Source organism: Xanthomonas populi (assembly GCF_002940065.1).
Classification (GTDB): domain Bacteria; phylum Pseudomonadota; class Gammaproteobacteria; order Xanthomonadales; family Xanthomonadaceae; genus Xanthomonas; species Xanthomonas populi.
In genome coordinates, this window is the sequence record NZ_MDEJ01000068.1 from 1 (window position 1) to 22,062 (window position 22,062).

Here is a 22,062-nt window from a genome sequence, read left to right on the forward strand (position 1 = left end):
CAAAGACGCCGGTACACACCGCTTAAAATCACGACGATTTTGTGTTTTTAACCATATTCTTGCGTTTTTTGCGCGTATCCCCGCCGTCAGGTTCTCAAACATTGGCCGTGCAGGTGACGCGGCTGCTTGATCAGCGTTGCCTTAAAACGTCTCTTGGCCGGATCAATAAGAGCCTACCAGGACAGACTTGCGGCGTGTCCCGCAATAGTGAGCGCACAAGGGCCCTGCAGCAGGGCCACAGATCAACAGCTCTGCAACCGAGTCAGGCGTCAGGTATTGAACAACCGATTGCTGCGGTGACCGCCGTCTGGCACAACGACACCCACACGTGCCGCGGCACGCCGATAGTTATCCAGCCGATGGATGTCGCGCAGCCGCGTGATGTCGTCTTCCTGGATGACAGGCCAGCCCAAACGCTGGAACTGGGTCAGAAAGAACTCGCCATCCGACAGCCAAGGCATGTTCACCGCACCGTCGCGATGAAAGGCCAGCGCCGTTGCATCGTTCGCATGCACATCGGTATCGGCATCCAGACAGGACGCCAGATGCGCAGCCGACACACCGCTATGCTGCGGCTCGGCCAACCACTGCGCACATTGCGCGCGATTGCCCGGCGACGCATCCAACCAGCGGCAGGCTTCCAGCACGCAGGTGGTCAGGCGTTCGGTCAACTCGGGTTGCAGCGCGGCGAATTCGCGACGGCAGAGGCAGCACTTTTTCTGGATGCCCGGCCCACAACTCGCGGCTGCGGATCACACGGCGACCGCTGCCCCTGCCCCTGCGCAACCGCAGCCAACGGCTCACCGGAGCAATAGCCATCGACCAGGCCGCTCGCCAAGGCATCCGGAATTTGCGGCGGCGGGATGCTGAGCACCTCCCCATCGCGCATCGGATCCACCCCGCACGCGGCCCGCCAGTAGTACAGCCACAGTGCGTGCGTACCGGTGGGAACGGTCTGTGCAAACACCGCGCGTCGGCCCAAGCCGGCCAGCGTCTGCGGCAATGTTTGACCATCGGCCAAGGCTTGCGCGAGCGCCGGCGCCAGCGTGATGGCCTGGCCGTTGTGGTTGAGCGTCATCAACAACGCCATCGCGTACTGCGGCCCGGCAATGCCCAGATCGATCGCATAGACCAGGCTGGCCAGGACATGCGCCGCATCGACCTCGCAAGCCAGCACACGGTCGCGCACGCCGGCCCACGATGCCTGACGCTACAGCTCCAGCTGCAGGCCATGCGCGCTGTCCAGACCCAGCCGTTGCGCGGCGATCAGCGGCAGATAGGCCACGCGCAATACGGGCAGGTCGGCTTGGCTCATGCGTTGATCCCAACAACTCGGCCATGGCCACGATACCTCGCGCCACTTCTGCCAGTTTTACGCCCTGCTTTATCGCCTGCTGGCGCAGCGCCGCATCGGCATCGGCCTCGCTGAGGCAACGTTTTTCCATCAACAAGCCTTTGGCGCGGTCGATCTGCTTGCGGTCCTCCAAGGCCTGCCGCACATCGTCCAGACGTTTGCGCATGCTGCTTTCCTGCGCAAATCGCGCCAGCGCCACCTGCACGATCGGCGCCAGCCGCGCGGGCGCCAGTCCATCGACCACCTAGGCGGTGACGCCTGCGCCCACTGCCGCGTAGATCAATACATCGTCGCCATCGCCGGAAAACATCACCACCAGGCGCGGTGCATGTGCGTGCAGCATCGACAGTTGCTCCAAGGTATCGCGCGAAGGCGAGTCCACATCGATCACCACTACATCCGGCTGCTGGCTCTGCACCGCATGCAGCAACGCATTGACCGAAGCGACATCGTCGAGCACCGTACAACCGGCGCGCGTCACTGCCTGACGCAGTTCGCCAATCGGCTTTTCGGTATCGTTGACCAGCAAAACACGCATTGGCGGCGGTGAGGCATGGACGTGGCCTGATGGTGCCATGCAACATGTCGTCGATGCGAAACATCTTTTCGGAGTACGTCTGATGCCGTTGTTCCCGTTGTTCGCAAACCTGCAAGCGCGCGCCGTGTTGGTGATCGGCGGTGGCGAAGTTGCCACGCGCAAGGTGCTCGCCCTGCTCAAGGCGGGCGCGCATATCCGTCTGTATGCGCACGCGCTCTCGCCCGAACTCGCAGTGCTGATGCTGGCCGGTCGCTTTGAACAACTAGGCGGCGAATTCGATCCCGCATGGATCGACGACGTGTGGCTGGTGGTCGCCGCCACCGATGACGTCGAGTTGAATCAACGTGTCGCCGCCGCGGCCGGCGCGCGTCAGCGCCTGGTCAACGTGGTGGACGATGCGGAGCTGTCGACCTACCAGGTTCCGGCGATCGTGGACCGCGACCCGTTGGTCATCGCCATTTCCTCGGCAGGCGCTGCCCCAATGCTGGCACGCCGCCTGCGCGAACGGCTGGAGCGCGAGCTGGATGCCTCGGTCGGCCGCTTCGCCGGGCTGTTCGCGCGCCACCGCGAGCGGATCCGCAGCCAGTTTCCGGATATGAATCGGCGCCGGCGCTGGTTCGACCGCGTCATTGATGGCGACGTGCCGCTGCTGCTGCAGGCAGGCAACGATGATGCGGCCGAAGCCGCGTTCACCGACGCACTCGACGATGCCGGCGCGGTGCCTGCACGCGGCAGCGTGCAACTGGTCGGCACCGGCCCGGGCGATCCGGGCCTGCTCACCTTGAAAGCGCTACGCGCGATGAATCTGGCCGACGTGTTGCTGATTGGCGACGACATCCCCGATGCGGTGCTGGAACTGGCACGCCGCGATGCATCACGGCGCGCCTTGCCGCAGCATGCCGATGCACAACAGCACCTGCTGTTGGAACTGGCCAACCAAGGCCTGCATGTGGTCGCGTTGCGGTGCGGTGCCGGTTACGGCGATGCAGACGCGGCTGCGATTGAAGCCGCGCTGCATGCACGCGGCCTCGCGTGTGATCGTGTGCCTGGCATTGCTATGAATATTCAAACCAGCGCATAAGCGGCGCGCACCTTGGGCCGCAGCTAAATCACGCTTTCGGAAATCGCTTGCGCGCACTGTCGCGCACGTCGATATCGAAGGTCACACGCAATGCCATATGTTCGGCATGCCCGGCACCAGCATCGAAGCTGAAGCTCAATCCCTCCCGGCTGGGCAACTGCCGTGCATGCTCCTCAAGCGCATCGCGCGGCACCGACAGCTGCCAGTGATCGGTGGCGCAATTGCAGGCCGCATGACCGCCGGTCAGGCTCACGCTGTGGCGCACCAGTCGTGCGCCCTGCCCGCTCGGCAAGCGGCTTTCGTTATCGACCGTGCGCCCGGCAAGCAACTCTGTCAATTCGGCTTCGTCGATGCGAAAGCGCAGCTGCTGACCTTCAATCTGGATTTTCATGAATCAGCCGACTCCACTGCTCGGGCGTATTGCAATTGACGAACGTGCCGCGTTCGCTGGCTGTGACAGCCACGCGATGGCATTGCAGTGAACGCTGCAAGGTATGCAGCGAGCGTGACGATGCAGCGCTGGCCATCAACACCGAGAGCGCCTCACGCACAGCGCCATCCACGCACAGACGCATCGGCAACATTTCATCTTCGAAAGCGACGCAGCGTTGCTGTGGTGGCGCCAGCAATCGCTCCAGCAATGGCCTGGACAGCAACGGCATGTCGACCGGTACCACCACAAGTGTCGTTGCATCGGCCACATGATCGATCACGCTAGCCAGACCACCAAGCGGCCCCAGATCTGGCTGGTTATCGGCAATCCCGGCGTAGCTCGGTCGGTCGCCGCTGATCACTACATCCAGCGCGCCGGCATCGCGCAGCAACGCCTGCATATGCGCAATCAACGGACGCCCGTACCACTGCAGCAGCGCCTTGTCCTGGCCCATGCGCGAGGAACGGCCGCCGGCCAGCACCACACCTATCCAGGTGTGTATGGCAGTCATGCAGCCTGCTCGCAGGCACTGCGTCGTACTGGGTGCCGACGCACGCTCATGGCGCGATCGCCGGTGCAGCCGGCTGCAAATGCCCCAGCCCGAACACCTGCGTCATCGTGCTGGGCGCAGCGCCATCGTCTTGCGGTTCCAGCACCGCCCACACATTGGCTTGCAACAACGGCGCCAAGCGAAAGGATTCTTGCTGCGGCAAGATCTGCACGGAGAGCACTCCGGTATTGCTGCAATTCAAACGTGCGCGCAGGTGCTGCTGCCAGATCGGTCGTGCATGCAGCGATGTGTGCAGCGCAACACGCAAACCGCACTCTGCGGGCATGCCAAGCAAACCACGCAAGGCAGGTTCGACGAAAAAGCGTAGCCCGGCGGCGCTGGCCATCGGATTACCCGGCAAGCCGAAATACAGCGCCCCGTCCGCAAAGCGCGCCAACAACACCGGCTTGCCTGGCCGCACCGCAACCTTATGAAACAGCAACGCCGCAGCATGTTGCGCCAACGCGTCCGGCACGAAATCGTAGCGACCACGCGATACCGCACCGGTGCTCAAGATGACATCGGCGCCCGCATGTCGCGCCTGCGCAAGCGCCGCACCGAACGCTACATCGTCATCGCCCACCTGCCCGCGCCACACCACCTGCGCACCGGCGGCCTGCAATTGACTGAGCAGATAGCTGCTGGTGCCATCGCGGATCTGGCCGGGCTGCAACGGCTGTGCCGGATCGCCGACCAACTCGCGGCCGGTCGCAATCAAGGCCACACGCGGACGCCGCACCACTTGCACACGCGCGCAGCCCAGTCCGGCCAACACCATCAAGTGCGCACCGCGCAGCACGGTGCCGGCATCCATCACGCGATCATGTAACGCCACATCTTCGGCACGTCGGCGAATGTGCTGACCGGCGCGCACATCGGCGCGCAGCCGGATACGGCTGGGCCGCGCGCCGTCATGCGCCAGCAGCTCAACCTGCTCGATCGGCACCACTGCATCTGCACCTGCAGGCAGGCCGGCACCGGTCATGATTTCCCACCCCGTGCCTGACGCGATGCGGCCCGCATCTTCGCCTGCGGCAACGCTGCCGCCGACCACGTGCTCACTGTCGGCAACCGCACCACGGCTGCCAGTGACCAACGCAAACCCATCCATCGCGCTGTTGTCGAAAGCCGGCAACTCGGCCGGACTCGACAATGCCTGCGCAAGCACACGACCTTGCGCATCGGCACTATCCACCCACTCGCTGGCAAGCGTGGCAACCTGTTGATGGACGAGTGCAAGGGCTTCGGCGTAGCTGATCATGAGCAAGGCGACTGCCGACCGATGAATGACCTGGATAGAGTACCGGCCTCCATCGCGGCTGGTATAGGCGCCGCCGCGATGGCGTTGCAATGCATAGTGCACCAGTGTTCGATCACACGATCATCGCAGCGCTCGAATCTGCTCGAACGCATCGTCAACATGCTGCGCCGTACAGTTGCAGGCAGTTCTTCCATCCCTGCGCAACATGCACCTTGTCGACCTTGTTGGCTGGCTCGCCAGCGCCGTTCTGATCGCCACTTTGATCCACCAGATCTACAAACAATGGCAGTCTCCCGCAGCGCATGGCGTCTGGCCCTGGCTATGCATTGGCCAGATCAGCGCTTGGTGCTGTTTATTACCTGTCGCCATCCGGGCGGCAACGCGGTGTTTCTCGTCAGCAATGCGCTGATCCTGCTGGCCTCTATCACCGGCTATGTGCTGCAACGGATCAAGCATCACCGGCTGCATAGAATCAGCTGACGCGCCTGGCTATCTTGCGCGGCTTTGCAGTGCGAGGCGTCGGCGTTTTTACTGCGGTTTTCTCAGCAAGCGTTTTCACAGCCGCCTTAGATGCAGTTTTTTTCCGTCGTGCGCGCGGGCGTCTTTTCCACAGTCGCACGCTTGCGCGCCTTGGACGCAGTTTTGGGTGAAGCCTCGGCATCCACCACTGTCTGTGAAGCTGCATCCGGCACACGCACGGTGATCCAAGTCGGCGCATGATCGCTGGCCTTCTCTAAAGCGCGCACCCACTTGTCCACACCGGCATCCTGCAAGCCAGGCGCCAACGTACGATTGAGCAATAGATGATCGATGCGCAAGCCACGGTCACGTGCAAAATGCTGGCGAAAATAGTCCCAGAAGGTGTAGATCGGCGTCTCGCCGTGCACCGCAAGCAGGCTGTCGGTCCAGACAGCCCTGTTCGAGCAACGTCTGATAAGCCTGGCGACTCTCTGGCTGCAGCAGCGCATCCTTGCGCCAGCCCTTGCGGTCACAGATATCCGCATCGGTGGGCACCACGTTGAAGTCGCCAATCAACGCCACCGGATGCGGTAACTCCACCAGCGTCTTGGCGTGTCGGATCAATCGCTGAAACCAGGCGAGCTTTTAGTCTAACTTCGGTACCGGCTGCGGATTGCCGTTGGGCAGATACCGGCAGGCCACCACCACTCCAAGAATCGCAGCTTCCAGATAGCGGCTCTGCGTATCGCCGGTCTCCCACGGCAGGACGCGACGAATCTCCACCGGGTCTACGCCATGAGCAAGCAAAGCCACACCATTCCACGCCTTCTCGCCTTGCCAGATCACCCCATAGCCGGCATCGCGGATTGCCTGTTCCGGAAACGCCTCCTGCATGGCTTTCAGCTCCTGCACGCCGACGATATCCGGTTGCTCGCGTCGCAGCCATTCCAGCAGATGCGGCGGCCGGCTATTGGTGGCATTGAGGTTGAACGTGGCAATCTTGCGTGTGGTGGTTGACATGGGCGTGCGAGCGGCCGCTTCCGTGGGGCTATAGCATGTGCGCTGCTGCATTAAGATCGGCTAACAAAACGTAGCGAGCAGTCGTCAGGTGGGTGCGGACGGCGCCCTCAGAACCGGAGTGTACGAGTGGTACATGCCGATTCCGAGCACCGGCCGCGCCCGTCTAGCGGCTGCGCAGTAGTTTTGTTAGCCGCTCTAAGCCAATGCTCAAGCGAGGTGAAGATTCACCGCGTGCATTGCTGTGAACTCACGCCTCGCAAACCGCGCGCGTTCTTAGCTTGGAGCACAGTAAAGATTCAGGAGATCGCATGCGACGTTCCGCGTTATGGATTGGCCTCGCACTCTGCATAGGCTGTTCGCGCAGCCCACCCTCAGTTACGCCGCCGGGCGCGCCTGAACGCGCCAGAACCACTGTCCTGGAAGCCAGCGCCAAGGTGCTGCAATCGAATGGGCCGGTCATCAAGCTCGACATCTATCTGGTCGGCTTCCATCCGATGAAAGACGCACCGGACGAGCAGATGGAAGCGCACCACTATTGCCATCAAGTCAATGAAGATCTGGCGCAATGCGCGCTCTACGACGGCAATACCGATCAGGCCAACCTCACCGGCATTGAATACATCATTTCCAAAAACCTGTTTGCGCAGTTGCCGGAACAGGAACGCAGCTTCTGGCATCCACATAACGGCGAGATCCTGTCTGGCCAGCTGTCCGCACCCAACCTGCCGCTGATCGCAGAAAAAGAATTGATGCGCAGCAAGATCAACAGCTACGGCAAGACCTGGCACACCTGGCATTCGCGCAAAGGCGCCGCGCCGGGCGACACTTTGCCGCTGGGCGAACCGATGCTGGCGTGGTCGTTCAATCGCGATGGCGAAGTCCAGCAATCACTGATTGATCAACGCGACCAAGCCGCCTCGATCTCCACCGCCGAACGCCGCGCCAATCGCCAAGACATCACCCCGCTGGCAAAGCCGCAGCAAGGCGTGGATGCACTGCGCACACATTTTTCCGATACCAAACCGATCCCCGGCGTAACCGACACGAACGCGGCAAACCGCTGACATGGCGACGATAAAAAAACCCTGCTGCAAGCTTGCAGCAGGGCAGCGCTTTGCTCAAAGCAAGTCAATGCGCCCGAGCGAAAAAAATCCAGCAAGCGCGCAACCGTCTTGCAACTCATCGACACCATTCAACAGAGCGCTCGCACCCATCTCTTTCTTCAGAGATGCGATTGCACGAACCTGCGTACCGACGATGAGGGCAATAGGATGGGAATCTCACTGACGTCCAAACAGGCACGCAGGCGTCGCAGCCCTTTGCCAGACAGCACGTAAGGCGCCGGATTCACCAGCTCGGTCAACACCTGCGCAACCATCCCTTCCACAGCGTACTGCAAGGTCAGCGTGACCTCGCTTCCCTCGCGTCCACGCAACGGCTGAACATGAAGCAGGATGTCCAGCTGCAAGCCATGGTCGCTTTCGGCGTGATAACGCACCGATTCGCCAAGGCGTGCGTCGCCACGACGCAGCTGGACAGGCAGGTCCTGCTGCAGCGGAGCATGCAGTTTCCAGCGCGAGGCATGTCCATCGCCAGACACCAGCGCTGCCGCACCTTGCAAAATGCGTTGCTGTACTGTGGCATCACACCACGCATCCAGGATCTCATGCGGCTCGGCGCGCATCCTCATGCTGCGTACCACGCGCGTGCCGTCCTCGTTGCTGGTGAACGGATTGATCGGCAATGCAGGCATGGCTCAGCGTGTTCCAGCGCTCTGGGTGCTGGTCTGCAAGGCCTTGGCATCGGCCAGATGCTCCGCCACATCTGGTATGAAGGTTGTACGTTATGCTTTTCTGCAGGAAAAAGGCGCTGCAAACCTGCAGCGCCAGCGTCAACGGAACGACATCGCGAATGCTGCAATCAAGCCACAGGATCAGCACGCCCCAGTTGATTGGCCGCCAGGATCTCATCGATCCGCTTGACGATCTGCGCAGCCTGTTCTTGCGAATCGGTAGCGCCGGTGATTTTCTCCGCACCCGCATGGAACACATCCCAGAAGTCATCCGGATGTTGGCTGCGGATGTCAGGCAGTGCGTCGGCGGGTTGTTTCAGTTGCGTTTCGATCTCAGGCGCCATGAAGGTCTCCTTTGGCTCTCACGCTACCGCTGCGCCGGTGAGCCTGATGCCAACGCTGCGTACAGCTTGGAATAGCGCGCGTCACAAATGGAAACGGAATTCCGCGTGTAGGTACGCTCAGGCAATACGATGCCGCGCGGAAAATTGCCACCACGTTGACCGAAGTAGTTGCTCGTCGTGGTTCCCAACAGATTGGTCACTTCTGCAAATAGCCTAAGCTGCTTGTTGAGCTCGTAATTGAACGCCACATCCATCCACTTCTCGCCCCACTGATGGACCTGCTCGGGTTGATCGCCGGAACTGATGAAGCTCAACCCGTCATCGCAACGCCAGTTGTACGCCAGCCACGCAGAAAATTGCAGTGGCGGTGAGATGTTTTTCATCGGCACACAGATCCGCTCAGCTGCTGCAGCGAAGCGCAGCACATCGAAGCTGCGGACTTTGCGCGACAATAGCCTGATGAGCAGCTACGACATCCTCCCCGCCAATGCCCGCGCCCGCGCCTTGCAAGGCGCCTTGCTGATCGATATCCGACAACTGCACGAGCGTGCCAGCGGCCAGGCCGAAGGCGCGTTGGCGATTGCGCAAAGCGATCTGGAAACCACACCTGCACAGCATGTGCCCGAGCACACGCGCGAGATCGTAGTGATCTGCCAAAGCGGCAAGCGCTCGGCGCAGACGGCCGATATCTTGCGCGCGCAAGGCTATACACAGGTGTCTTCGGTGCTCGGTGGCACCACCGCATGGGCGAACGACGGCCTGCCACTGGTGCGCCCCACCCTGCCGCCAGACGAGCAGGATTTCCTTGAGCGCTATTCGCGCCATCTGCGCCTGCCGCAAGTCGGTCTCCAGGGTCAGCAGCGGCTGGCGCGTTCGCGTGTGTTGCTGATCGGCGCGGGCGGGCTTGGCTCGCCGGCCGCGTTTTATCTCGCCGCTGCCGGTGTCGGCCATCTACGCCTCGCCGACGACGATGTGGTGGATCGCAGCAATCTGCAGCGCCAGATTCTGCATACCGAAGACAGCGTCGGTATCGCGAAAGTCGCCTCGGCCGCGCAGCGCATCGCCGCACTCAATCCACGGGTGCACGTCGACGCGGTGCAGGCACGGGTTACCGCAAGCAACGTGGAGGCGCTGCTGCAGGATGTGGATGTGGTGATCGATGGTGCAGACAACTTTCCTGCGCGCTACCTGCTCAACGACGCCTGCATCAAACTCGGCAAGCCGTTGGTCTACGGCGCGGTGCAGCAGTTCGAAGGGCAATTGAGCGTGTTCGATGCCGGGCGCAACCGCGGGCATGCGCCCTGCTATCGCTGTCTGTTCCCCGAACCGCCGCCGCCGGAGTTTGCCCCCAGCTGCGCCGAGGCCGGCGTGCTTGGGGTGCTGCCCGGCGTGATCGGATTACTGCAAGCCAGCGAAGCAATCAAATTGCTGCTCGGGATCGGCGACAGTATGGCCGGACGCCTGCTCAGCTTCGATGCGCTGGCGATGCGCTTCCGCGAAATCCGCCTGCCGCCCGACCCGCATTGCCCAGTGTGTGCGCCCGGTGTCGCATTTCCCGGGTATGCCGACTACGCCGCGTTTTGCGGCAGCGCACGCGGCTGAGAGCGGCACTTAAGCTGGCTGCGCGCGTTAAGCCAAGCGGGCTGACGGGGCGAACGTTGCGGTGCATCGTTCGGCCGCTATGCTCCGACTTTCTGCCTACACACACTTGCTACACACACACGTGACGACTGTTCGCCACGTGTTATCAGCCACGTAATGCAACCAACGATCAAAGTGCGTAGGGGATCACCCGCACGATCTCACCCGCCTCGAAGCGTCGTGCCTGCTCAGGCAACACGATCAGCGCATTGCTATCGGACGCACCACGCAACAGATGCGATGCATCGCCGCGATGTGGTAGCGCAGTCAGGCGCCCATCTTCGCGGCATTCCAATCTCCCGCGCAAAAACTCCAGGCGTTCGTGGCTTTTTTCCCAAGGGCGTGCCAGCGCCGCATGCCACACCGGGCGCGGCTCGCTACACCCCTGCAACCCATCCAGCAACGGCACACCGTAGGCGATCAGCGTCGCCAACACAGACACCGGATTGCCAGGCAAGCCCAGCACCAGACAGCGGCCAATCTGCCCCAGCACTGCCGGCATGCCCGGGCGCATGCGCACGCGCCAGAAGTGGATACGGCCCAGTTCGCCGATCAGCTGCGGCAGATAATCCTTTTCTCCCGCCGACACACCACCACAGGTAATCACCACATCGAAAGCAGCCGCCGCGTCTTCCAGCATGGTGCGGATGCGCTGCGGATCGTCCGGCAAGGTCGGCCACGCCGTCGGCGCATAGCCCAGCGCCCGCAGCTGCGCCATCAACATGTCGCGGTTGCTGTTGTAGATCTGCCCCGGCCCCAACGGCATGCCCGGCTCCACCAACTCATCGCCGGTGGCCAGCACCGCAATGGTCGGCCGCGGTGCCACCGCAAGCCGCGACAGACCGAGCGCAGCCGCCAACCCGATGCGGGCAGGCGTCAGCACCTGCCCGGTCTGGATCACCAGATCGCCAGCGCGCACATCGCTGCCGGCCAGACGCACCGCCGCGCCCAACGAAGGTATCGTGCGGAAGCACACCACGCCACCGCGCTCATCGGCGTCTTCCTTCGGAATCACGGTGTCGGCGCCATCCGGCAGCGGCGCGCCGGTGGTGATGCGCAAACATTGACCTGCGCTCAGCGTGCCAGTCCAACGCTCGCCAGCGAATTGTTCGCCGACCAGTTGCAACGACGCATCACCGCCAGCGATATCCGCATGACGCAACGCAAAGCCGTCCATCGCACTGTTTGCGAATGGCGGCAAGGCGAGCGGCGCGATCAGATCGGCAGCGCAAATCCGCCCATCGGCACGCGAAGTGGCGATGTTATCATCGGGCAGACGGCTGTTGGCTGCGATAGTGCGCAGAATCTGCAGCGCCTGCGCATAAGGAATGCGGGAGGGATAGTCGGTCATGGCGCAGAGGATACCAGCGCGCCACGCTGACACAGAACGGCGACCAGAACGATCGCTTGCCCGTCAGAGGGCATGGCCGGCGCTCCGGCCAGCGCGAGCCGCGCGAACACGGCAGCGTCCAGGCGCGCTACTCAACGCAAACTGGAGGCGGCACGCCATGCATGGCGGCCTTTCGAAGGTGGCTCGCCACGCCACGCACCGCAGCCCTGCTTACTTGCCCTTGACGTGCCGCATCAAGCGCCGCTTGCGCGCCACCTGACGCTCGGAGAGCGTGTTCTTCTTGCCTTCGTAAGGATTGGCACCTTCGCGGAAGATGAAACGCACCGGCGTGCCGACCAGTTTGAAGCGCTTGCGGAAGAAGTTCTCCAGATAGCGCTTGTACGACTCCGGCAACACCTTCAAGCGCGTGCCATGCACGATAAAGGTCGGCGGATTTGCGCCACCCGGATGCACGTAACGCAGTTTGGAGACGTGACCACGGATGCTCGGCGGCGGATTGGTCTCATAGGCGATTCCCAGCGCCTGGTTGACTTCGCTGGTGCTGAACTCATGCGTGGCCGAGGCATGCGCACGGTGGATCGCCTGGAACAGCTCGCGCATGCCAGAGCCGTGCAGCGCAGAAATCCGCACCGCCTCTGCCCAGCTGACAAAGCCCAGCTTGCGCGACAGCAGGTCTTCGGCCTGCGCACGCTGATAGTCGCTCTGCCCGTCCCACTTGTTGATCGCCACCACCAACGCACGGCCAGCGTCCAGAATTGCGCCAAGAATGGTCGCGTCCTGATCGGTCACGCCTTCGCCGGCATCGAGCATCAGCACCGCGACCTGGCATTGTTCGATCGCCTGCAGCGTCTTGAACGCGCTGAATTTCTCCACCGCCTCCTCGACCTTGCCTCTGCGACGCAGACCGGCCGTGTCGATCAAACGGTATTGGCGCCCGTCGCGATCCATGTCCACTGCGATCGAGTCGCGCGTGGTGCCCGGCACTTCCGAGGCGATCATGCGCTCTTCGCCCAGCAGGCGATTGACCAGCGTCGACTTGCCCACATTGGGCCGCCCGACAAAAGCGATGCGCACACGCGCCGGGTCGGTATCCAGCAACTCGCCGGCACCTTCGGCAGGCAATCGTGCACCGACTTCTTCGAGAAGCTCGTCGATGCCCTGCCGATGCGCAGCAGACAGCGCCACCACATCGGAGAACCCATAGCGCGCGAACTCCGAGCGCACGGTTTCTTCGTCCGTACCGTCGATTTTGTTGATGACCAGCACGGTCGGCCGTGCCAGCTTGCGCAGCCAGGCCACGATCTCGTCGTCGAGCGAGGACGCGCCTTCGCGGCCATCCACCACGAACAGCACCAGATCGGCTTCACCGGCAGCGGCAAGCGCCTGACGCGCGGTGGCGCCTGCAAGACCTTCCTCGTCGCCGGCGATACCGCCGGTATCGACGACGATGAAGGGGCGCTCCTCGTCGAGACGGCAGACCCCGTAGTTACGGTCGCGGGTGACGCCGGGCTGGTCGTGGACCAGCGCGTCACGGGTGCGCGTCAGCGCATTGAAAATGGTGGACTTGCCGACATTGGGCCGTCCAACCAGGGCGACCAGGGGCAGCATCGCGAAGTCCTTATTGTGCCAACCGGAAGGCGGTGATATCGCCATCGGTGTTTTGTACCAACAGAATGCCATCGACGACTATCGGCTGCGCCAGCAGCGTGTCGCTTCCAGCGCGCGCGCGCGCTGCAAGTGCACCATCGCTGAGTTTCAGCCAGTGCAGATAACCCTTGTAATCGCCAACCACGGCGTAATCGCCCTGGATAGCCGCACCGGTCAGGGAGCGACGAGCCAAGGCAGACTGCGACCACATCGCCGCACCACTGCTCTTGTCCAGGCCCCACACCGAACCGGCGTTATCGGACACCACTACAACGCTGGACGACACGCCAACGCCACCGGCGCCGCCGTGATCGCGCGTCCATACCGGGCGGCCGCTCGGGCCTTCCAGTGCGAGGGTTTCGTTCTTGAAGCTGGTCGCGTACAGCGTGGTGCCGTCGATCACCGGTGCACCGTCCACATCGGACATGCGTTCCAGCTCGGTGCGGCCGTCCGGCACGCCGATGGCCTGCTCCCACAACGGGCGACCATCCTGCAGCGCCAACGCACTCAAGGTGCCGCTGTCGTTGCCGACAAACACCACACCCGGGCCGGTCACGATCGGCGCATTGCCGCGCACCGACAAGGTCGGGCCTTCTTCAGCATGGAACCAGCGGCGCTCGCCGGTTGCCGCATCGAAGGCGCTGACGCGACCATCGTTGCTACGCACCAGCACCAGACTCTGCGCGATGGCCGGTGCAGCGATGACTTCGTTCGGCACCCTGGCACGCCACTTTTCGGTGCCATCGGCCTGATTCAGCGCAATCACGTCGCCAGACAGCGTGCCGATCACCACCAAGCCTTCGCCAACGCCGGGGCCACCGGACAGACGCTGCTTGAACTTGCGATCGTTGCGCTCTTCTTTCTTGGGCTTGTATTCCCACACGCGCTTGCCGGTCTGCAGGTCCAATGCCTCCAAGCCACCGGTGATCGCCGAGACGTACACCTTGCCATCGGCCACGGCCGGGCGCTGACGCACACCGATATGGCCTTCGCCCTTGCCGACGCCGGTGGACCACATCTTGCCCACTGTGACCGACGGCTCAAACTTGACCAGTTCGGCAGGTTTCTGCGCCTTCTTGGCGGCAGCGTCCTTACCGGCAAACCAGCCCTTGACGGTGCTGCAACCAGCCAACGACACGCCCATCAGGGCGATCAACGCAATGCGCTTGTAAATATCAACCTGCTTCATCAAATCGGCTCCCCCGGATCGGGCACTTTGCCGCCCACATCCATTAGCTTGGTTTCCAGCAAACGGCGCTGCGGCGAAGCCACATCTACCGTGGTCAGGGCCTTGGCGTAGAGCGCACGCGCTTCATCCGGCTTGCCCTGCACGACCAGCGCATCGGCGCGGATCTCCAGACTGGTGTGGTCCTGCGTATCGGCGAGCAGCTTGATTGCTTCGTCTGGCTTGCCGCTTTCGGTCAACACGCGCGCCAAGCGCTGCTGCACGATCTGCTTGAGCTCGCCCTCGGCAGGCACGTCGCGCAATGTCTTGATTGCTTGAGCGTTCTTGCCGGCGTCCACCTGGGCCTTGGCCAGGCGCAGCGCAGCCAGCTCGGCGTAAACACCGCCCTTGCCGTCGTCGAGCGCCACGATCTCTTTGGCGGCCTTGTCCAGGTCTTTGCCCTGGATGGACTTCACTACCGCCTCGTAACGGGTGTTGGCTTCCACCGATTGGGTGTTGGTGTACTTCTGCCACCACTGCCACCCCAGGATCAGGGCCAGGCCAACCACGACGCCGCCTACCAGACCCGCGCCATTCTTTCTCAACCAGGAACGAACGCGTTCGCCTTGTTCATGTTCGTCCAGCAGATCGTCGATCGCCATGCGTACTCTCGATCCGTCATCCCGGAGGCGCGGAACATCAATAGGAAAAAATGAAAAACCGCAGTCCGCTTCACTCGGAAGCAGGTACCACGGCGCCGTCGGAGGATACCGCAAAACGAGCCACGTTAGCGCGCTGGAACGGTTTCACATCGACGATACCGCCGCCTTGCTGAACCTCTACCGCCGACGCATTGCCCAGCACGATGCGGCCAACCTGCCCCGGCGAATAGCTGCGCAGCTCGCCGGCACGCACCAGGGCTTTTTCGACCGCACTGCCATCCGGTGCCAGAATCTGCACCCAACTGTCGCCGCTGAAACTCAACGACAAACTGCCGCCGCTGGCGGCCGCAGCTGCAGGAGTCTCGATGTCAGGCGTGGCACGCGGCACTGGCGTCATCGACGCGATATACGGCGCGTGCTGCTCACGTGGCGCATTGGCAGACTGCGTTGCACCCGCAGTGGACGTACCGGTTTTTGCCGCTTCCGGCACGCTGTCCAGCGAGACCGTACTCGGCGCCTTGCCATCCAGATGCGAGCGGGTCGCATACCAGACCGGCACCGCGAATACGCCGGTGATGACGACATACAACGCCTTGCGCGCGGTGCTTTCGAGAATGCGGCGCGCACGCGGCGTGTGCGCATGGCTGACCAAGGTGACCGGTTCGACCGGCGCAATGGTTGCCTGCAGCAACAGCGGCTCCAGGTCCACATGCAGTAGACGCGCATAACTGCGCAGCTGACCGCGCACAAAGACCGGCGCGCCAAGGCGCTGCCACTGTTCCTGCTCCAACGAGCGCACCACGTGTGCCGGCATCCGCAGCTTGCCGGCGACATCGTCCACGCTCAGAGCTGCTGCTTGGCGCGCTTCGCGCAAATGCTGTCCGCAGCCCTTTTCCTGCTCGAAAGGGTTCGGAAGGGAATCATTGATCACAATGCATTGGCCCCGGAGTTGGCGGTCGCTGCGTCAGGAAACTCCTTGACCAACCGCTGTTGGTAACGGCCGGCGGCTACCTTGTCGCCGAGCCCTTGCTCAATCTGAATGGCAAGTTGTAACACGGAAGCTGTTGCCGGTGCAGCCGCAAGACGTCTTTCAATAAACGCGCGGGCTTCGAAATAATTGCGACGCCCCGCTTCGGAACGCGCCATCGACTCGAGTGCATACGGATTCGCCGGATCCAGTTCGAGTGCTTTGCGCAGATCGCTGACGGCGCGCTCATGCTGCCCGGCCTTGAGGGCGCAACCTCCAGCATTCCCAAGTGCCGAAGCAGGAGATGCGTAGGTGCGGTCGGTCAACGCACGGTCGAACCACATCAGCGATTCGGCTGGCGAACCATTCGTGCACAGCCACGCACCGTAATTGTTCAATACATCGCCGCGCTGCGGTGCGAGTTCTGCCGCGCGACGATACGACGCACCAGAGCCTGCAACATCGCCTCTGGCGCCTTGAATCAGCGCCAACATGCCGATGGCATCCACCGACTGCGAATCTTTCTTCAATGCCGCGCGGACCTGTTCTTCGGCAGCGGCATAGTCACCGGTTTGAAGCCGGTTGCTGGCTAGACCAAGCTTTTCCTGGACTGCCAAACGGCTCTTCGTCGCCGTGTTGTCGCGGAACGAATACACCGGCGCGACCTCTTCCACGGTCTTGACCGAGCCGGCTTTGGCATTACGCCCGCCACAGCCAACCGCGCTCAGCGCAATCGCCAAGGCCGCCATTAACGCGAGATCACGCTGCGGCATCTCGACCGGCGTGCCCTTCCAGGGTGCGCAAAAAATCCGCCTGGCGACGGGTACGGTCCATGACCTGCCCCTTGAGCTGCCCGCAAGCCGCATCAATGTCGTCGCCACGCGTGCGGCGAACCATCGTCAGCACCTGTGCGTCGAGCAGGATCTTCTGGAATGCGCGGATCTCCGTCTCGCCAGAGCGCTCGTAACGCGTGCCCGGAAACGGATTGAACGGGATCAGATTGACCTTGCCGGCGTCCTTGGACTGCACCGTGTTGTCGAACTGACGCATCAGCCTGGCCAGCTGACGCGCGTGCTCCGGCTGGTCGTTGATGCCTTTCATCAGGGTGTATTCGAAGGTGACCGAATCGCGCTTCTTGTTGCCGCACAGATAGCGCGCACACGCCTCCATCAGCTCGGCGATCGGATATTTCTTGTTCAACGGCACCAGGCTTTCGCGCAGCGCGTCGTTGGCGGCATGCAAAGAGACCGCCAGCGAGACATCGCTCTCGGTCGACAGCCGGTCGATCATCGGCACCAGGCCCGAGGTTGACAGCGTTACCCGCTTGCTGGCCAGGCCATAACCCAGATCGTCGCGCATCACGCTCATCGCGCGCACGACGTTGTCGAAATTCATCAGCGGCTCGCCCATGCCCATCATCACTACATTGGTGAGACGGCGCTGTTGGTGCGGCACGTTACCCAGATGGCGCGCCGCCACCCACACCTGGCCGACGATCTCGGCGGTGGTGAGGTTGCGGTTGAAGCCCTGGGTGGCGGTCGAACAGAACGTGCAGTTCAATCCGCAGCCGACCTGAGAGGACACGCACAGCGTGCCACGGCCCTTGTCGGGGATATACACCGTCTCGATCGCGTTCTTGCCGTCGGTGCCCATGGCCAGCAGCCACTTGTGGGTGCCGTCGGTAGAAGGCTTGTCGAACACGACAGTTGGGACGAGGACCTCAGCGTGCTGGTGCAACTTCGCACGCAACGCCTTGCCGAGGTCCGTCATCTGGTCGAAATCGGTGACGTAGCGATGGTGAATCCACTTCATCACCTGATGGGCACGGTAGCGTGCTTCGCCGAGCGTGTCGGCGAAGAAACGCTCCAGTCCCTCGCGGTCGAGGTCGAGCAGATTCTGCTTGCGCACTTCCGGAGTACGGACAGGAACGTCCTGCAGCACGGAGGGGATCACGACCTCATTCACGATTCGACTCTATCGGCCTCAGCGCGAGACCACTTCAGTAGCGGCAAAGAAATACGCGACTTCGTGGGCGGCGTTCTCGACCGAGTCCGAGCCGTGGGCGGCGTTGGCATCGATGGAATCGGCGAAGTCGGCGCGGATGGTGCCCGGCGCAGCGTCCTTGGGATCGGTCGCGCCCAGCAGGTCACGATGTGCGGCAACGGCATTCTCGCCTTCTAGCGCCTGAATCACCACGGGGCCGGAGATCATGAACTCGACCAGAGCGTTGAAGAACGGACGCTCGCGGTGCACGGCGTAGAAGCCCTCGGCGTCGCGACGCGACAGCTGCTTGTACTTGGCGGCCACGACCTTCAGGCCAGCCTTTTCGAAACGGCTGTAGATTTCGCCGATGACGTTCTTGGCGACGGCGTCGGGCTTGATGATGGACAGGGTGCGCTCCAGCGCCATGGGAAGATCTCCGTTGGGCGGGCCACTGAAGACCCGAGGTTATCATGGAAAAAACCCGCGTCAAAACGCGGGCTTAGGCTTTTTTGCGATGGTCAATTCTATCTCTTAGTGACGCCTTTGCACACCGCGCCCTGAATTGTGCTGCATTGCCGCATGACCCCGGCATCCTCAAGCCCGTAGACTCAAACAATCGTTTGATTGAGTTCCACCTCAGCGCATGCCCAAGCCCGCCCACTTCTCCACTAAGGACCGCATTCTCGGCGCGGCCGAGGAGCTGTTCGCCCAGCATGGCTTTGCCGGGACCTCGCTGCGCCAGCTGACCACGCAGGCCGACGTCAATATCGCGGCGGTCAACTACCACTTCGGCTCTAAGGAAAACCTGGTCAACGAGGTATTCCGCCGCCGCATGGACGAGATGACCACCGCTCGGCTGCAGCAGCTGGAGACCGCCAAGCGCGCACATCCGGGCGAACTCACTGCCGTGCTGGCGGCCTTCGTCGAGCCGGCCCTGGCGATGGCACAGGACCGCCAGACCGGTGGTGCCTTCGTGCGGGTGATCGCACGTGCCTACGCAGAAAAGAACGACAACCTGCGCAAGTTCCTGTCCGATCACTACGGGCATGTGCTGCGCGAATTCGGTAAGGCCATCGCCGGCTGCGTGCCGGGCCTGAGCAAGGAAGAGTTGTACTGGCGCCTGGATTTTCTCGCTGGCGCGCTCACCTATGCGATGGCCGATTTCGGCCTCATCAAACGCCCGGCCGGCGTCAGCGAGGCCGACCACCGTGCGCACGCCGCGCGCGAGCTGATTCGTTTTGCGGAACCCGGTTTCCGTACCCATTGCACACCGTAGTCGCTCACACCAAAGGCTCATCGCTATGTCCAATCCGTTGCTAGTCCGTCGTGCCGCCGTGCTCGGTGCCGGCGTCATGGGCGCACAGATCGCCGCGCATCTCACCAACGCCGGTGTCGACACCGTGCTGTTCGACCTGCCCGCCAAACAAGGTCAAGCCGACGGCATCGTGCTCAAGGCCATCGCCAACCTCGGCAAGCTCAGCCCTGCCCCGCTAGCCAGCACGGCGCTGGCCGAGGCGATCACGCCGGCCAATTACGGCACGCCTGACGACAACAGGGGCCTTGAGCAGCTGCGCGATTGCGATCTGATCATCGAAGCGATCGCAGAGCGGATGGACTGGAAGCAGGAACTGTACAAGAAGATCGCCCCGTTCGTGGCCGATCACGCCGTACTGGCATCCAATACCTCGGGCCTGGGCATCAACACGCTCTCCGACGTGCTGCCGGAACAGCTGCGCCATCGTTTCTGCGGCGTGCATTTCTTCAATCCGCCGCGTTACATGCACCTGGCCGAGCTGATTCCTGCCAAAGGCACCGACCAGGCCTTGCTGGAAGGGCTGGAAAGCTTCCTGGTCACCACGCTGGGCAAGGGCGTGGTGTATGCCACGGACACCCCGAACTTCATCGGCAACCGCATCGGCGTGTTCTCGATCCTGGCCACCATCCACCACACCGCCGAGTTCGGCCTGGGCTTCGACGAAGTCGATGCGCTGACCGGCCTGTCGGCCGGGCGCCCGAAGTCGGCGACCTATCGGACCTCGGACGTGGTCGGCCTGGACACCATGGCGCACGTGATCAAGACCATGGGCGACACCCTGCCGGACGACCCATGGCACCAGTATCTCAAATCGCCAAAGTGGCTGGACGCACTGATCGCCAAGGGCGCGCTCGGGCAGAAGGTCGGTGCCGGCATCTTCCGCAAGGTTGGCAAGGACATCGTGGTGCTGGACCTGGAAAAGCAGGATTACAGAATTGCCGACCGTAGCGCCGCGCCGGAAGTGGTCGAGATTCTCAAGATCAAGAGCCCGGCCGAAAAGTTCGCCAAACTGCGCGACAGCCAGCACCCGCAGGCGCAGTTCCTATGGGCCACGTTCCGCGATCTGTTCCATTACAGCGCCTTCCATCTGGCGGATATTGCCGAGACCGCACGCGACGTGGATCTGGCGATTCGCTGGGGCTACGGCTGGTCGCTTGGCCCGTTCGAAACATGGCAGGCGGCAGGCTGGAAGCAGGTCGCGCAGTGGATTGCCGAAGATATTTCCAACGGCAAGAGCATGAGCAGCGCGCCGTTGCCGAACTGGGTGTTCGATGGCCGCGATGGCGTGCACGCGGCCGAAGGCTCGTACAGCCCGGCACGCGATGCCAAGTTGCCGCGCTCGGCGCTGCCGGTGTACAAGCGTCAGCGTTTCCCCGATCCGCTGCTAGGCGAGCAGTTCTCGCCGGGCGAGACGGTGTTCGAAAACGACGGCGTGCGCATGTGGCACGACGGCGACCATATCGCCGTGGTCAGCTTCAAGACCAAGATGAACACCGTCTCCGATCACGTGCTTAATGGTCTGCAGGACGTCGTCGGCCGCGCCGAGAAGGACTTCGCCGCGCTGGTGATCTGGCAGCACAAGGAGCCCTTCTCCGCCGGTGCCGATCTGGCCGGCGCATTGGGCCTGCTGAAGGCCGGCAAGGTGGATGCGTTCGAAGCGCTGGTCGCCAATTTCCAGGCAACCAGTCAGCGCATCAAGTACGCGCAGGTACCGGTGATTTCGGCCGTGCGCGGCCTGGCGCTGGGCGGCGGTTGCGAGTTCCAGATGCACAGCGCCAAGACCGTGGCCTCGCTGGAAAGCTATATCGGCCTGGTGGAAGCCGGCGTCGGCCTGCTGCCGGCAGGTGGCGGCTTGAAGGAAATCGCCGTGCGCGCATCGATTGCCGCCGGTCCAGGCGGCGATGTGTTCGCCGAACTGAAGAAGACCTTCGAAACCATCGCGATGGCCAAGGTCTCCAACTCGGCCGTCAACGCCCAGGAACTGGGCTTGCTCCGCGCCACCGACAAGATCGTGTTCAACAGCTTCGAGGCGCTGCACATCGCCAAGGCCGAAGCCCGCGCACTGGCAGAAGGCGGCTACCGCGCGCCGCTGCCGGCACGCCGCATCCAGGTTGCCGGCGATGTCGGCATCGCCACCTTCAAGATGCTGTTGGTCAACATGCTGGAAGGCCGCTTCATCAGCGACTACGACTATGAAATCGCCACCCGCATCGCCACGGTGATGTGCGGCGGCGAAGTCGATCGCGGCGCGCTGGTCGACGAAGAATGGCTGCTCAAGCTGGAACGCAAGCACTTCGTCGAACTGGCCCAGCAGGAAAAGACCCAGGCGCGGATTGGGCACATGCTCAAGACGGGCAAGCCGTTGAGAAACTGAGAATCGGGAGTGGGGAATCGGGAATGGGTAAAAGCCCAACCGACTCCTGAGGTTTCCCCACGTTTTCCCGAGATAGATCAGCTGGTTGCACCCGGATCGTGTAGAAACAAGTGCGCGCATCGTGT

18 protein-coding genes, 1 other RNA gene and 5 pseudogenes are annotated in these 22,062 nt (G+C 62.7%); 6 read left to right on the forward strand and 18 right to left on the reverse strand.

Annotated features, from left to right (window positions below):
- Window positions 1–269: 269 nt before the first annotated feature.
- Window positions 270–1,315 (reverse strand): annotated as a pseudogene (locus XpopCFBP1817_RS12170) (CmpA/NrtA family ABC transporter substrate-binding protein).
- Between the two features lie 7 nt (window positions 1,316–1,322).
- Window positions 1,323–1,892 (reverse strand): annotated as a pseudogene (locus XpopCFBP1817_RS12175) (ANTAR domain-containing response regulator); the annotation flags it as partial.
- 82 nt (window positions 1,893–1,974) lie between these two features.
- Here XpopCFBP1817_RS12175 and XpopCFBP1817_RS12180 point away from each other — a divergent pair.
- Window positions 1,975–2,973: an NAD(P)-dependent oxidoreductase gene (locus XpopCFBP1817_RS12180; RefSeq protein WP_128417331.1), complete on the forward strand. Its 999-nt coding sequence runs from the start codon at window positions 1,975–1,977 to the stop codon at window positions 2,971–2,973.
- A 28-nt stretch (window positions 2,974–3,001) separates the two neighbouring features.
- Here the strand turns inward: XpopCFBP1817_RS12180 and XpopCFBP1817_RS12185 are convergent, their stop codons facing one another.
- The 3 genes from XpopCFBP1817_RS12185 to XpopCFBP1817_RS12195 are packed head-to-tail and all read right to left on the reverse strand — an operon-like array spanning window position 3,002 to window position 5,217.
- A complete protein-coding gene (locus XpopCFBP1817_RS12185; protein ID WP_128417332.1) occupies window positions 3,002–3,364 on the reverse strand; it encodes a hypothetical protein in 363 nt (120 codons plus the stop codon).
- Window positions 3,348–3,917 carry a molybdenum cofactor guanylyltransferase gene (gene mobA / locus XpopCFBP1817_RS12190; RefSeq protein WP_128417333.1) on the reverse strand — a complete coding sequence of 190 codons (570 nt, stop codon included), beginning with the start codon at window positions 3,915–3,917 and terminating at the stop codon, window positions 3,348–3,350. Before mobA ends, XpopCFBP1817_RS12185 begins: the two co-directional genes overlap by 17 nt.
- Window positions 3,918–3,963: 46 nt before the next feature.
- The gene (locus XpopCFBP1817_RS12195; RefSeq protein ID WP_128417334.1) at window positions 3,964–5,217 is read right to left on the reverse strand and encodes a molybdopterin molybdotransferase MoeA; all 1,254 of its coding nucleotides are present in this window, start codon (window positions 5,215–5,217) and stop codon (window positions 3,964–3,966) included.
- A 205-nt stretch (window positions 5,218–5,422) separates the two neighbouring features.
- Here XpopCFBP1817_RS12195 and XpopCFBP1817_RS12200 point away from each other — a divergent pair.
- A pseudogene (locus tag XpopCFBP1817_RS12200) lies at window positions 5,423–5,697 on the forward strand (hypothetical protein).
- Here the strand turns inward: XpopCFBP1817_RS12200 and xth are convergent.
- Window positions 5,690–6,696: pseudogene (xth, locus tag XpopCFBP1817_RS12205) on the reverse strand (exodeoxyribonuclease III). The pseudogenes XpopCFBP1817_RS12200 and xth sit on opposite strands and share 8 nt — an antisense overlap.
- Window positions 6,697–6,754: 58 nt before the next feature.
- A non-coding RNA gene (locus XpopCFBP1817_RS12210) (sX9 sRNA) lies at window positions 6,755–6,831 on the reverse strand.
- A 173-nt stretch (window positions 6,832–7,004) separates the two neighbouring features.
- Here XpopCFBP1817_RS12210 and XpopCFBP1817_RS12215 point away from each other — a divergent pair.
- Window positions 7,005–7,760 carry an OBAP family protein gene (locus XpopCFBP1817_RS12215; RefSeq protein ID WP_128417335.1) on the forward strand — a complete coding sequence of 252 codons (756 nt, stop codon included), beginning with the start codon at window positions 7,005–7,007 and terminating at the stop codon, window positions 7,758–7,760.
- 158 nt (window positions 7,761–7,918) lie between these two features.
- On the opposite strand, the gene XpopCFBP1817_RS12220 is transcribed toward XpopCFBP1817_RS12215, so the two are convergent.
- The 3 genes and pseudogenes from XpopCFBP1817_RS12220 to XpopCFBP1817_RS12230 all read right to left on the reverse strand — a co-directional run.
- Entirely contained in the window at window positions 7,919–8,449 is a 531-nt protein-coding gene (locus tag XpopCFBP1817_RS12220; protein ID WP_128417336.1) for a hypothetical protein, read from the reverse strand.
- Between the two features lie 167 nt (window positions 8,450–8,616).
- Window positions 8,617–8,832: a hypothetical protein gene (locus XpopCFBP1817_RS12225; RefSeq protein ID WP_128417337.1), complete on the reverse strand. Its 216-nt coding sequence runs from the start codon at window positions 8,830–8,832 to the stop codon at window positions 8,617–8,619.
- An 81-nt stretch (window positions 8,833–8,913) separates the two neighbouring features.
- Window positions 8,914–9,245 (reverse strand): annotated as a pseudogene (locus tag XpopCFBP1817_RS12230) (TonB-dependent receptor); the annotation flags it as partial.
- Between the two features lie 46 nt (window positions 9,246–9,291).
- Here XpopCFBP1817_RS12230 and moeB point away from each other — a divergent pair.
- Window positions 9,292–10,434, forward strand: coding sequence for a molybdopterin-synthase adenylyltransferase MoeB (gene moeB, locus XpopCFBP1817_RS12235; protein ID WP_128417338.1), 1,143 nt, complete (start codon window positions 9,292–9,294; stop codon window positions 10,432–10,434).
- Between the two features lie 169 nt (window positions 10,435–10,603).
- Here moeB and XpopCFBP1817_RS12240 read toward each other — a convergent pair whose 3' ends face one another.
- The 8 genes from XpopCFBP1817_RS12240 to ndk form a co-directional block, all read right to left on the reverse strand.
- Window positions 10,604–11,824, reverse strand: coding sequence for a molybdopterin molybdotransferase MoeA (locus tag XpopCFBP1817_RS12240; protein WP_128417339.1), 1,221 nt, complete (start codon window positions 11,822–11,824; stop codon window positions 10,604–10,606).
- 210 nt (window positions 11,825–12,034) lie between these two features.
- The gene (der, locus tag XpopCFBP1817_RS12245) at window positions 12,035–13,432 is read right to left on the reverse strand and encodes a ribosome biogenesis GTPase Der (RefSeq protein WP_128417340.1); all 1,398 of its coding nucleotides are present in this window, start codon (window positions 13,430–13,432) and stop codon (window positions 12,035–12,037) included.
- A gap of 10 nt (window positions 13,433–13,442) precedes the next feature.
- A complete protein-coding gene (bamB, locus tag XpopCFBP1817_RS12250) occupies window positions 13,443–14,660 on the reverse strand; it encodes an outer membrane protein assembly factor BamB (RefSeq protein WP_167393921.1) in 1,218 nt (405 codons plus the stop codon).
- Window positions 14,660–15,298: a YfgM family protein gene (locus tag XpopCFBP1817_RS12255; protein ID WP_128417342.1), complete on the reverse strand. Its 639-nt coding sequence runs from the start codon at window positions 15,296–15,298 to the stop codon at window positions 14,660–14,662. Before XpopCFBP1817_RS12255 ends, bamB begins: the two co-directional genes overlap by 1 nt.
- 70 nt (window positions 15,299–15,368) lie before the next feature.
- A complete protein-coding gene (locus tag XpopCFBP1817_RS12260) occupies window positions 15,369–16,229 on the reverse strand; it encodes a helix-turn-helix domain-containing protein (protein WP_128417343.1) in 861 nt (286 codons plus the stop codon).
- Window positions 16,226–17,014 (reverse strand): type IV pilus biogenesis/stability protein PilW, encoded by a 789-nt coding sequence (pilW, locus tag XpopCFBP1817_RS12265; protein ID WP_128417349.1) that lies wholly within the window; start codon window positions 17,012–17,014, stop codon window positions 16,226–16,228. Before pilW ends, XpopCFBP1817_RS12260 begins: the two co-directional genes overlap by 4 nt.
- Window positions 17,015–17,024: 10 nt before the next feature.
- Entirely contained in the window at window positions 17,025–18,230 is a 1,206-nt protein-coding gene (gene rlmN, locus XpopCFBP1817_RS12270) for a dual-specificity RNA methyltransferase RlmN (protein WP_128417344.1), read from the reverse strand.
- An 18-nt stretch (window positions 18,231–18,248) separates the two neighbouring features.
- Window positions 18,249–18,674 (reverse strand): nucleoside-diphosphate kinase, encoded by a 426-nt coding sequence (gene ndk / locus XpopCFBP1817_RS12275; RefSeq protein WP_128417345.1) that lies wholly within the window; start codon window positions 18,672–18,674, stop codon window positions 18,249–18,251.
- Between the two features lie 217 nt (window positions 18,675–18,891).
- Between ndk and XpopCFBP1817_RS12280 the strand changes: the two genes are divergently transcribed.
- Both XpopCFBP1817_RS12280 and XpopCFBP1817_RS12285 read left to right on the forward strand, forming a co-directional pair.
- On the forward strand, window positions 18,892–19,524 hold the full coding sequence (locus tag XpopCFBP1817_RS12280; RefSeq protein ID WP_128417346.1) for a TetR/AcrR family transcriptional regulator: 633 nt from the start codon (window positions 18,892–18,894) through the stop codon (window positions 19,522–19,524).
- Between the two features lie 25 nt (window positions 19,525–19,549).
- Entirely contained in the window at window positions 19,550–21,937 is a 2,388-nt protein-coding gene (locus XpopCFBP1817_RS12285; RefSeq protein ID WP_128417347.1) for a 3-hydroxyacyl-CoA dehydrogenase/enoyl-CoA hydratase family protein, read from the forward strand.
- Window positions 21,938–22,062: the final 125 nt, after the last annotated feature.